Annotated in this window: 13 protein-coding genes; all 13 read right to left on the bottom strand. The window is 37.2% G+C overall.

Annotated elements, in window-relative coordinates; all coding sequences use genetic code 11:
• Positions 1-10: 10 nt before the first annotated feature.
• Positions 11-577 carry a hypothetical protein gene (locus tag VXN63_RS01475; RefSeq protein ID WP_327756199.1) on the bottom strand — a complete coding sequence of 189 codons (567 nt, stop codon included), beginning with the start codon at positions 575-577 and terminating at the stop codon, positions 11-13.
• Between the two features lie 82 nt (positions 578-659).
• Positions 660-1,169: a transcription repressor NadR gene (locus tag VXN63_RS01470; protein ID WP_327756198.1), complete on the bottom strand. Its 510-nt coding sequence runs from the start codon at positions 1,167-1,169 to the stop codon at positions 660-662.
• 109 nt (positions 1,170-1,278) lie between these two features.
• Positions 1,279-2,994, bottom strand: coding sequence for an ABC transporter ATP-binding protein (locus tag VXN63_RS01465; RefSeq protein WP_327756197.1), 1,716 nt, complete (start codon positions 2,992-2,994; stop codon positions 1,279-1,281).
• Between the two features lie 97 nt (positions 2,995-3,091).
• The gene (glyS, locus tag VXN63_RS01460) at positions 3,092-5,185 is read right to left on the bottom strand and encodes a glycine--tRNA ligase subunit beta (RefSeq protein WP_327756196.1); all 2,094 of its coding nucleotides are present in this window, start codon (positions 5,183-5,185) and stop codon (positions 3,092-3,094) included.
• 1 nt (position 5,186) lies between these two features.
• Positions 5,187-6,116, bottom strand: coding sequence for a glycine--tRNA ligase subunit alpha (glyQ, locus tag VXN63_RS01455; RefSeq protein ID WP_327756195.1), 930 nt, complete (start codon positions 6,114-6,116; stop codon positions 5,187-5,189).
• A gap of 349 nt (positions 6,117-6,465) precedes the next feature.
• Complete coding sequence (locus tag VXN63_RS01450) at positions 6,466-6,954, bottom strand: hypothetical protein (protein ID WP_327756194.1); 489 nt, start codon at positions 6,952-6,954, stop codon at positions 6,466-6,468.
• Positions 6,955-6,972: 18 nt separating this feature from the next.
• Positions 6,973-7,746, bottom strand: coding sequence for a DNA repair protein RecO (gene recO / locus VXN63_RS01445; RefSeq protein ID WP_327756193.1), 774 nt, complete (start codon positions 7,744-7,746; stop codon positions 6,973-6,975).
• A 66-nt stretch (positions 7,747-7,812) separates the two neighbouring features.
• Positions 7,813-8,721: a GTPase Era gene (era, locus tag VXN63_RS01440; RefSeq protein WP_327756192.1), complete on the bottom strand. Its 909-nt coding sequence runs from the start codon at positions 8,719-8,721 to the stop codon at positions 7,813-7,815.
• A 1-nt stretch (position 8,722) separates the two neighbouring features.
• On the bottom strand, positions 8,723-9,127 hold the full coding sequence (locus VXN63_RS01435; protein ID WP_327756191.1) for a cytidine deaminase: 405 nt from the start codon (positions 9,125-9,127) through the stop codon (positions 8,723-8,725).
• Between the two features lie 18 nt (positions 9,128-9,145).
• Complete coding sequence (locus VXN63_RS01430; protein ID WP_327756190.1) at positions 9,146-9,541, bottom strand: diacylglycerol kinase family protein; 396 nt, start codon at positions 9,539-9,541, stop codon at positions 9,146-9,148.
• Positions 9,525-9,998 (bottom strand): rRNA maturation RNase YbeY, encoded by a 474-nt coding sequence (gene ybeY, locus VXN63_RS01425; protein ID WP_327756189.1) that lies wholly within the window; start codon positions 9,996-9,998, stop codon positions 9,525-9,527. Before ybeY ends, VXN63_RS01430 begins: the two co-directional genes overlap by 17 nt.
• Positions 9,998-10,969 carry a PhoH family protein gene (locus VXN63_RS01420; protein WP_327756188.1) on the bottom strand — a complete coding sequence of 324 codons (972 nt, stop codon included), beginning with the start codon at positions 10,967-10,969 and terminating at the stop codon, positions 9,998-10,000. Before VXN63_RS01420 ends, ybeY begins: the two co-directional genes overlap by 1 nt.
• Positions 10,970-11,159: 190 nt before the next feature.
• Complete coding sequence (locus VXN63_RS01415) at positions 11,160-11,606, bottom strand: GatB/YqeY domain-containing protein (RefSeq protein ID WP_327756187.1); 447 nt, start codon at positions 11,604-11,606, stop codon at positions 11,160-11,162.
• Between the last annotated feature and the right edge of the window lie 18 nt (positions 11,607-11,624).

Below are 11,624 nucleotides of genomic sequence, written 5' to 3'. Positions count from 1 at the left end.
GTTTATTTGGTTATTTTTGTATTTTTTTAGATAAGTTAAGTACTCGGTCACCCATCGATTTCCAAATAAATTGAGCTAGTAGGAAATCAACCATACTATGGACAATCGTTCCAACACCCACTAATAAAAATACGACGTAGAAAAATCCTTCAGTGTAAGCTGTCCCTGGAAAAATCCCAAAAAAGAATAATGAAACGATTAGCATCTCGGCTCCACCGTGTAAAATCCCTATTCCAAAAGAAAATGCTGTACTCTTAGCGGGAGAACTCAGAATCTCTTCTCTACGGTTATACAATATCTTAGCTCCAATATAGGCAAAAACGACATGACTCAAAGCTCTCAACACAATCACAATAGGAAAACTAGCTAATAAAAAGCCAACCGCAGAACCAATGGATACTGCGACAGCAATTCCTGGAGAGAAAAACATTGCTAAGAATATAGGGACGTGACTGGCTAACGTAAATGAAGCCGGTTCAATCAATATTCTAACGGGCATGACCATGGGAATCACAATAGCGATTGCGGTCAGTAACGCGCTAACAGTTAATTTTAATGTATTTGTCTTTTTAATCATGAACACTCCTTTTTTACACCCGAACTTTACAGGTGTCTTTACACCTATCAAGTATAATGTATTCAGGAGAAATTACAATAGTTTATTTGTAAAGTAAGTTTTTTTCATCTAAAGTTGCAGCTATTTTATCGAGCGTTTCTTCATCTTTCGCCGAAATCGTGTGAGTGTGAAGACCATGAGTCAATTCAGCTAATAAAGAAGTATCATTTTTCTCAATCGCCTTTAAAAAATCATCCACATCCATTCTACTAGATATATTGAGCCCGCCTATGATTTCACCATACAAAGGATGTTCTACGATAACGTCCAGTACTTGTCCTCCATGATCAACAATGGTATACAATTCTTCCTGCGTTCTCTCGTAGTGGTGCTGACAAACAATTCTTCTTTTATGAATATGTGTTTCAACTCTTCTTATATAACCTTTAGGTGTTGAGAGAATCTCCTGACCTTCAGCTCTTAAAAGTGCAATATCTCCAACAATGACTTGTCTACTGACTCCAAATCTTTCAGCCAACACTCTTGCTACGACTGGATGATTTGATTCAGAAAGCATAGATATAATCTGCTCTCTTCTTGTTTCTGCTTCCATCTAATCCTCCTTTTAGTGAACGTATTCCAAATAAAATCACAAGTATAGTTTATACAAAAAAAAGCACTCATAACAAGTGCTTTTTCATTATAAATTATGATCATTTTATTTACTCAGCAAACTGAGCATCATAGAGACGTTTATAAGCTCCATTTAGTGCTATCAATTGTTCATGAGAACCCTCTTCTTCAATTCCTTTCGTTGTAACGACTACAATGCGATCTGCATTTTTGATTGTTGCCAGTCTATGGGCAATAATCAACGTAGTACGTCCTTCTGAAAGAGAATCTAGCGCTTCTTGAATCGCTTGTTCAGTCTCGGTATCTAGTGCTGAAGTGGCTTCGTCTAAAATTAGTATAGGTGGATTCTTAAGAAACATTCTAGCGATTGAAAGACGCTGTTTCTGTCCTCCAGATAACTTGACGCCTCGTTCACCAATAACTGTATTCAAACCATTTGGAAGTGAAGCAACCACTTCTTCTAAGTTTGCGAGTTTGACGGCCGTTCTAACTTGTTCATCATTTGCAGTTAAATCCCCGTAAAGTATATTATCTTTGATTGAGCCAGGGAATAAGAAGACATCCTGTTGAACAACACCAATTTGTTCTCTAAGAGATTGGACGGTTAGATCATGAATATTATGGCCATCTACTTCAATACTTCCAGAATCAATTTCATAGAATCTTGGAAGTAAATTACAAATAGTTGTCTTTCCTGCCCCACTTGGGCCAACGAAAGCGACCGTTTCGCCTGATTTTATGGATAGATTGACTTTATCAAGAATTGGACTATTTTCTTCATAACTAAAAGTTACATCTGTATAGTCTATATTTCCTATCAAAGAATCTACTGCGACTGCATTAGGAGAATTTTGGATCTCCGGTTCTCTAGCCAGCTCATCTTGAAGTCTTTTGAATCCAGCAATACCTTTTGGATAACTTTCAATCATGATATTGACTCTTTCAATCGGACGCACAAGCACGTTGGCAAACAATATGAATGCGACAAAGTCCCCATAGGAAAGTTCTCCTTGTATCGTATAGTAAGCACCAAAGAACATGGCGAACAAAGTGATTAAGCGCATCAAGAGATAATTGTAGGAACTACTCAGTCCCATCATTTTATAGAATAGATATTTAGACTTTTTATACGTTTCATTTAAAACTTTAAATCGCTGATCTTCGAAATCCTCATTTGCAAAAGCTTGTACGACTCTAATACCACCGACTGATGCTGAAATCCCTGCACTAAAGCCAGCTAAATCATCATAGATACGATTATTTACGTTGGTCATTTTTTTATTAAAGAATATGACAGCTACGGCAATGAGCGGCACGAGCAAGAAAGTCATGATTGCTAAGCGTACATGTACCGTTAACATAAGTCCAAAGGCACCAAGTAACGTGAAAATGGTGATGAAAATATCTTCAGGACCATGATGAGCAAGCTCAGCAATTTCAAATAGATCAGAAGTTAGTCTAGTAATCAATTTTCCAGTTTCTCTGTTATCAAAATATTTAAAAGATTGCTTTTGAATATGCTTGTAAAGATCTTGGCGCATATCGGTTTCAATATTTGTTCCTAGTCGATGACCGTAATACGTTACAATAAATTGCAAAAATGTATTCATAACGTAAATAGATAATAATCCTATAGAGACCCAAACGATAGTCGGCCACTCTTCCGTCGGTAAAATTGTATCAATGACTCTTTGAACGATAATCGGAAAAGCTAATTCGAGAACGGCTACGATAATCGCTGAAGAAAAGTCTAATGTGAATAACCATTTGTACGGTTTATAATAGCTGAAAAATTTTTTAAACACTAAATAGATGCCCCCAGTATTCTTCTATATATCCTAAAGTCTAACATTAGGTAGACCAAGCTTCTAGATCAACTTGATCTACACTGTTAGAATCAACTTATTTGATGAGTAATTGTGTAGTGTCTGCAAAAGTGATGGACAAATCATTGATCATTTTCAATAAAGATAGTCGATTTTGTTTAACACTTTCGTTATCTGCCATGACCATATTTTCTTCAAAAAAGGCATCAATGGATGTACTTAAAGACTTAAGGGCCTCATAACGGTCCTCTGCTCTTTTAGACTCTTTGAATTGATCAGTGGTCTCCATTACTTTTGTATATAAGGCTGATTCGGAATCACTTTCGAATAAAGTTTCGGAAACTCTACCGTTCGAATCGGCTTTTTGAGCAAGATTAGATACTCGGTTAAGAGACTCAATAACAGATTTATAATCTGAATCTTCTTTTTTATGATTTAAAACAGAAGCTGTGTCCATTAAAAGGACAATATCAGATTGTTTCGCGTTCAATACTGATTGTCTAATATCATGTGCGATTTCTGACTGCTCAGTTGGACTCGTCTGCATCAATTGATCGATTCGGTCTTTAAGGAATTGGATTAAAGTAGCTTGATTCTGAGCGATACCGGCTTTTAATTCTACATTCAGTGGTAACTGTTCTTCAATTTGGGACATCACTGCAGCAATTGAAAAATGACGTGAAGACTGTTCAATCATTTTCACTATCCCCATCGCTTGACGTCGAAGTGCAAATGGATCGTTTGATCCGGAAGGAATTTGTCCAATAGCGAAGAACATCATAAGCGTGTCTAGTTTATCAGCTAAAGACAAGACGGTACCTACTTTTGAAGACGGCACATCTCCAGTAGCTGAAGTTGGAAGGTACTGCTCAGCTACCGCGGCGCATACCAAATCAGACTCTCCCTTTTCTTTAGCTAGAATAGCACCAATTTGGCCTTGAAGTTTTGTGAACTCGATTACTGTACTTGAAACAAGGTCGAATTTAAAGAATTCTCCAGCTCGTTTCAAAGCCGCTTTTTCATCTGGAGACAAATCGAATTGTTCAGATAAAATTTGTGCAATCAAAGATACACGTTTTTGTTTATCGTACATAGAACCAAGTTTCTCATGGAAAGAAACGCGTTTTAGTTTCTCTACGAATGATTCGATTGAAAGCTTCTGATCTTCTTCATAAAAGAATTTAGCGTCTGCTAGTCTTGCATCTAGTACTTTCTCGTTTCCTCTAACCACTGTTTCTATGTGATCAGCTGATCCATTGCGAATACCGATGAAGTTCGGAAGAAAAGCTTGTGTTTCGTCTTCTTTACGAACTGGGAAATATCTTTGATGGTCCGCCATTGAAACTTCTAAAGCCACTTCAGGAACATTCAGATACTCTTCGTTAAAAGAGCCGGAGAAAGCTGTTGGGTATTCCACCAAGTCAGTTACTTCATCTAATAATTCGATATTATTTAAAGGGACTTTCCAGCCATTTTCAGTACATAGATCAGTGATTTGTTTCTCAATCATTGACTGACGTTTATTTCTGTCCACAATAACAAACTGGTTTTCAAGCGTCGCTTCGTAGGCCTCGGCACTTTCAAGTGTGACGGCTTCTCCTAGAAAACGATGTCCTTTAGTTGTGCGATCCGCTTCAATACCGAAAACAGTCATCGGTAGTATGTCCTGATCTAACAACGCCACTAACCAGTGTAACGGTCGAATGAATTTATACGTGTGCGTATTCCACTTCATGCTCACAGGGAACGTTAAAGAAGTAATCGTATTTGGTAAATCCGCTAAAATTTCTGCCGCAGTCTTTCCTTTAGTGAATTTTTCTACGTAGATATATTCGACGCCTTTCACTTCTTTGAATACAATGTCATCTGTTGAAGCGCCTTGACCACGAGTGAACCCGATTGCGGCTTTAGACCAGTTTCCTTCAGCGTCTTGAGCAATCTTTTTGGCAGGTCCTTTAACAAGCTGTTTGTCGTCAGGCTGCATTTCAGCCAAGTCTGCTATTTTGATTGTCAGTCTTCTTGGAGTAGAAAACGTTCTGATCTCTTTGAAATCCAAGTTTGCTTCTTCAAGGTAAGCCTGGACTTTGTTTTTTAATTGTTCAACAGAAGGTTTGATTACCTTCGCTGGCATTTCTTCTAAACCAAGCTCTAGTAAAAATGTGTGTGGCATATTATTTTGCCTCCTTTTCAGTATAGCGTTCTATCCAAGCTGGGCTCTCAGCTTCATTCAGTAATGGAAATCCTAGATTAGCTCGTTCTGAAACAAATGCACGTGCAATACTGTGTGCCATTCTGCGAATACGTCTAAGGAAATCAGGACGTTCTGTCGCAGATACTGCGCCTCTAGCGTCTAGTAAATTAAACGTATGACTACATTTCAGTACACAGTCGTATGCTGGATGAGCCAGACCTTTTTCAATCAAGGCATGTGCTTCTGTTTCATATTCTTTGAAATGGTTAAATAACATCTCTTGATTACTGTAATCAAATGCATAGGCAGATTGTTCATATTCCGGTTGCTTGAAGATCTCGCCATACTTAACGCCGGGTGCCCATTCAATATCGTAAACACTTTCCACATCTTGAATGTAAGAGGCTAAACGCTCTAGTCCATAAGTTAATTCACTTGTTACAGCGTCGACTTCTAATCCACCAACTTGTTGGAAGTACGTGAATTGAGTGACTTCCATACCATCAAGCCAAACTTCCCAACCAAGACCTGCACAGCCAAGAGACGGATTTTCCCAGTTATCTTCAACAAAACGAATATCATGCTCTAGAGGATTGATACCTAAAATTTCTAGGCTTTTAAGATACAATTCTTGGATATTATTTGGTGAAGGTTTCATAACTACTTGGAACTGGTGGTGTTGATAAAGACGATTCGGGTTTTCTCCGTACCTTCCATCTGCTGGTCGTCTTGAAGGTTCAACGTAGGCCGCATTCCATGGTTCAGGGCCAATGGCTCTTAAAAACGTATAAGGACTCATCGTACCCGCCCCTTTTTCAGTATCATAGGCTTGCATCAGCATACACCCTTGATCTGACCAGTATTTCTGTAAGGTTAAAATGATTTCTTGAAACGTTAGTGCTTTTTTCATAAGTTCGTGCTCCTTTTAATACTAAATTGTTTATCTATTTTAAAAAACAAAAAACTCGTCCCTATACTGACAGTTCTACAATCAGTATAGGGACGAGTTCTCTCGCGGTTCCACCCTACTTCTAGCATAAAATCATACTAGCGCTTTATTGGATCACTCCGGATGCCTTTGGGAATGTCATCTCACTTGGCTCACACTGTCCCAAGGTCGCTTAAGAAATTGACTATTCTTACTATTTCCATCATCGTGATTATTTACTTATTTGTTTATCTTACACAATTATTTGTTCATTTTCAATTAGATTTATTATTTATTGAATATCAAACGATATTTTCTATAAAGGTTGTTCTTAACTTTCTGTTTCCATTCTAACGAAGAAGCCTTTATTTTCAAGGAAATTTAGAATTTCCTTTTCTTGTTTTTTATCAAAAAATAAATACTCGACTTCTTCAAAATTCTGATTTTTTGACTTTAAATTAAAACGACACTTTAATTTTTTCTTTTGTTGATAAAGTACCCATTCGCTTGTTTGATCAAAAGAATACTTCTTACTAATATTTCCACGATGAACAACTCGTATACCATCTTCCGTTAATCCTGATACGTAGGGTGATAGGTTCATGGCGGTAGCCATTAAGAAAGCTGTTACTAAGACAATAAATTCATTAAATTGATAAACGAAAAAACCAACTAAAGATAAAGAGATCGCTGCGAGAAAAAAACGATCAAGAATTGTGTGTCTCACTCTAACTAAAACTTCTTTGCTTTGTTTAACTTGTATGATAATGAGTACACTTGCCATTAAAAATAGAAATAATATAGAAATATTTGAAACCAACTAATCCTCCTGTCTGGGTTATTCTGGTCTTTTCAATACACCGTCCCATTCATGCATGTGATCGATGAATCGTTTACTTTTAAGCTTCAATCCGACTAGTTCTTCGTAGAGCTTGTCGATTACATAACGAATATCTTTCTTTGTTTGTTCGGACATTGAAATTGTGCCGATTTTGTCGAACGAGATAACTGAAAACAATCGGATAAAATGAATGGCTTTTGGACTCGCGTGATATCTTCTCTCATCTTCATGATAATGCTCAGGACACAACAGCCCATTATACTTACTAGAGTAGTCAAAGGCCCCTTCAGTCTTTCCGCAGATTACACAGCCTCTTAATTCAGGCATTACCCCGAAATATCTAAGGAATCTGATTTCAAAAATATTTAAAATGATTTCTGGTTCTTCCAGCTCATCCATCAAGGCTAGGCCATCTTTTAATTGACTAAAAAGATTAAAGTCTGGAACTCTGTCTTCTAGTGCTGCATCCGCTAATCCGCAAGCATAAGTTGCATAAGCATTCTTAAAGATATCAAGCTGAACTTGAGAATAAGGGGCAATGTCTTTGGCATCTCTCAAAAAACTTAATCCCTGATCTCTTATATCAGCAATATATGTTCCATGAGAAAAAGGTTGAATCGCTCGCTTCAGCTTATTATTAGGATTTTTAGTGCCTCTAACGAAAAACATCATTTTACCGTAACGGTCAGTGAATAACTTAACCAAATAATCTCTTTCTCGGTGTTTTCTAACGGATATGACAATACCTTCTACTTCTTCTAAATGTGCCATTTTACACCTCTGAATAAAGCAATAGACGCTTTCTGGGTAACAGAAAACGTCCAGCTGAATTTTTTATTAATAATCTTCGTTCTTATAACCATAATCTGAAAGATAGGTTTGCTTATCTCGCCAGTCATTTTGAACTTTAACCCAAGTTTCAAGATAAATTTTATCTCCAAGTAATCGTTCAATGTCTTTTCTAGCTCGCGTACCAATTTCTTTTAGCATTTTACCGCCTTTTCCAATAATGATCCCTTTTTGACTTTTACGTTCTACAATAATTGTAGCGTCTACTTTAACTTTGTCGTATTCATCTCGGACCATTCTTTCAACAACTACAGCTACTGAATGGGGAACTTCTTCTCTCGTTAATTCAAGAACTTTCTCACGAATTAATTCTGATACGATAAAATACTCAGGATGATCGGAGACTTGGTCTTCAGGATAATATTGAGGGCCTTCATCAAGATACTTAATAACAACATCGAGCATACGGTCTACGTTATTGCCATCAATTGCAGAGATTGGAATAATTTCATCAAAGTCATATTGTGCCTGATAATCTTCAATGATCGGAAGTAATTCATCAGGATGGACTTGATCAATTTTGTTTAAAATCAAAAATACTGGAGTAGAAATGTGCTCTAGCTTTTCAATGATAAAGTTATCTCCTGGTCCACGCTTTTCTGATACATTTACAAGGAACAATACAACATCAACTTCATTAAACGTACTCAATGCTGAATCTACCATAAAATCGCCTAGTCTGTGCTTAGGTTTATGGATACCTGGTGTATCGATAAAGACAACTTGTTCGTTATCTGTTGTGTAGATACCTTGTATTTTATTTCTAGTTGTTTGGGCTTTATCACTCATGATGGCAATTTTTTGACCGATCATTCGATTCAATAATGTTGATTTGCCAACATTTGGTCTCCCAATAAGCGAGACGAATCCCGATTTGTATGCTTTTTCTTCTGACATTCTATACCATATCCTTTGATTGAAAGGCTCCAGGAAGCAATTCTTTTACAGTAGTTTCCTGTTCCATTCCTTTTTTATTTGTAAGTAAGACTTTCGTTTCGGGTGCAAAAAATTCACTCATGACTTGTCTGCAAGCACCACAAGGTGAAATGGGGCCTTCTGTATCTCCAGTTACGACAATATATTCAAAGTTTCTTTCTCCTTCAGAGACTGCTTTGAAGATAGCTGTTCTTTCAGCGCAATTTGTTAAGCCAAAGGATGCATTTTCTATGTTGCATCCAGAATAAACTTTTCCTTCTTTAGTCATCAGTGCAGCACCAACTGGAAAATGTGAATACGGCACGTAAGCTCTGTCTAACATGTGATCGGCTTGTTGAATAAGCGTTTTAATTTGATCGTTGTCCATATTGTAAGAATCCTCTCGTTAAAAGAACAGGTCCAGCAACTTTGGTGCAAAAATCAGGAGTCCAGTCACAACCGAAAATATGGTTGTACTCAGCACTGCCGCTGCGGCCATGTCTTTTACTTTTTTAGCTAGTGGGTGATATTCTTGTGTAACGAGATCCACAAGGTTTTCAATAACCGTGTTTAGAATCTCCATGACAAAAACGAGAAAAGAAGCCAACAAGATCCATAACCATTCCGTTATAGATAACGAAAGAAAGACTCCAAGAAGTAGCGCAACGGCACCAGCCATAACGTGGGTACGCATATTGCGTTCTTCTTGAAAAGTCGTTTTGACACCTTCAAATGCATAGCGGAAGGAGTCGCTGTATCTTCTGTTTTTTTGCGGCAGCTGTTTTTTATCGTTCAAGTCCATACTCCTTTAAAATTTCTTCTTGCAGAGAGAACATTTCTTTTTCATCCGTTTCATTCATATGATCATAGCCATTCAAGTGAAGTAAGCCGTGAACAACCAGAAATCCTAATTCTCTTTTAAATGAGTGTCCGTATTCCTCTGCTTGTTCGATTGTCTTCTCAATTGAAATAAATAAATCACCAAGCACTCTTGGCAAGTCAAATGAGTCATCATCTGGCATAACCCATTCATCTTCATGCTCGTCTTCCATAGCAAAGCTGATGACGTCTGTAGCATAATCTTTATTTCTATAGGTTTTATTGATTTCTTGAATGCGTTGATTGTCAACAATCGTTACAGAGATTTCTGCAGTTTCTTCAATTGAAAGCTTTTCAGCTGAGAAATCTAAAATTTCTGATATCAACTGTTCTTCTTCGGGTTTTAGGCGATTTGTTTCATCGTATAGTATGATTTCCATTATTTTTTCAGATCCGTTTCTTTTTCATAGGCTTTAATGACTTTAGCAACTAAAGGATGTCTGATGACGTCTTCGGCTTCAAAATGAATATGACCGATACCAGTGACTCCACTCAATACACGTTCAGCATGAATTAAACCACTTGTTGTACCAGAAGGTAAATCAATTTGAGTTTTATCTCCGTTAATAATCATTTTCGAGCCAAAACCTAGACGAGTCAGGAACATTTTCATTTGCGGAACAGTTGTATTTTGAGCTTCGTCAAGGATAACAAAAGCATCATCTAGTGTACGACCGCGCATATAGGCTAAAGGCGCAACTTCGATAATTTCTCTGTCCATTAAACGGTTTGTGTGCTCTGTTCCATATATATTGTAAAGGGCATCATACAGAGGTCGTAAATAAGGATCAACTTTTTCTTTTAAATCACCTGGTAGAAATCCTAATTTTTCCCCTGCTTCAACAGCCGGACGTGTTAAAATGATTCGCTTAACTTCTCCTCTACGCATTGCTGCTACAGCCATTGCAACAGCGACATAAGTTTTACCAGTACCCGCAGGACCGATACCTAGAACAATGTCATTGTTTTTTACAGAATGAACATAGTTTCTCTGACCCACATTTTTTATGCGAATTGGACGTCCATCGCGATCTTTACCAATTTCTTCTTCATACATTTTTATGAATTGAGATAGTTTGCCTTGTTGAGCCATTCTTACTGCAGATAAGATATCTGTACGCTTTATCCTATTTCCTCTTTCAGAAAGCTGCTCTACTTCGTTTAATACACTGTCCGCTAATTCGACAGCTTCTTTATCGCCACTAATCTCAACTTGATTACCTCGGTTGTTTATCGTGACAGCTAATTCATCTTCTAATAGTTTGAGATGAATGTTCTGTGCTCCCAATATTTGAATCGCTATTTCTGAATCATCAAAGATTCGGACTTTTTTATGTGCATTGTCAGTCAAACAAATGCCAACTCCTTTGAATTGTTTAATTAATGAATCTCTTCTATCAAATGATAGCATAAATGTAATCTAATCTCTATCTTAAGAAGTATAATAGCAATATCTTATTCAATTAAAGGTTTACAGCCATTGTTCAAAGAAAAAGTCGAAAAAAAATAGGAGTCAAGATGAATATCTCAACTCCCATTTTTTATTTGCTTAGTTCTTTTTTGACTAGTGAGCTAACCAGACTTCCGTCAGCTTTACCTTTAACTTTAGGTAAAATGGCACCCATTACTTTCCCCATATCTTTCATGGAGTCAGCTCCAGTCTGAACGACTGCATCTTGAACAATTTGAGAAATCTCTTCCTCAGTTAATTGTTCTGGAAGGTAGCGATCGACAATGGACAATTCTTTTTCGAGTTTTTCCACTAAATCCTTGCGGTCAGCTTCTTGAAACTCGTGTAAAGATTCCAATCTCTGCTTTTTCTCGCGAGCAAGAACAGTCAGTTCTTCATCATCTGTCAACTCTTCGCCTTTGCTGATCTGCTCATTTTGTAAAGCAGATTTAAGCATACGGATAGTTGTTAGACTCTCGCGATCTTTAGCTTTCATCGCTACTTTCATATCTTGATTTAGTTCTTCTAGTTTGGCCAAACGATTCACCCTCTTAAA

The sequence above is a fragment of the Marinilactibacillus sp. XAAS-LB27 genome (genome assembly GCF_036039175.1).
Lineage (GTDB): Bacteria > Bacillota > Bacilli > Lactobacillales > Carnobacteriaceae_A > Marinilactibacillus.
The sequence above is the reverse complement of the archived record's forward strand: the minus strand, read 5'-3'. Positions and strand labels throughout refer to the sequence as shown.

Coding starts and splice junctions, on each gene's coding strand:
- VXN63_RS01435 (WP_327756191.1), bottom strand. CDS start 9,127: ATGGACAACGATCAAATTAAAACGCTTATTCAACAAGCCGATCACATG.
- recO (WP_327756193.1), bottom strand. CDS start 7,746: ATGGCACATTTAGAAGAAGTAGAAGGTATTGTCATATCCGTTAGAAAA.
- VXN63_RS01470 (WP_327756198.1), bottom strand. CDS start 1,169: ATGGAAGCAGAAACAAGAAGAGAGCAGATTATATCTATGCTTTCTGAA.
- VXN63_RS01430 (WP_327756190.1), bottom strand. CDS start 9,541: ATGGACTTGAACGATAAAAAACAGCTGCCGCAAAAAAACAGAAGATAC.
- era (WP_327756192.1), bottom strand. CDS start 8,721: ATGTCAGAAGAAAAAGCATACAAATCGGGATTCGTCTCGCTTATTGGG.
- glyS (WP_327756196.1), bottom strand. CDS start 5,185: ATGCCACACACATTTTTACTAGAGCTTGGTTTAGAAGAAATGCCAGCG.
- glyQ (WP_327756195.1), bottom strand. CDS start 6,116: ATGAAAAAAGCACTAACGTTTCAAGAAATCATTTTAACCTTACAGAAA.
- ybeY (WP_327756189.1), bottom strand. CDS start 9,998: ATGGAAATCATACTATACGATGAAACAAATCGCCTAAAACCCGAAGAA.
- VXN63_RS01475 (WP_327756199.1), bottom strand. CDS start 577: ATGATTAAAAAGACAAATACATTAAAATTAACTGTTAGCGCGTTACTG.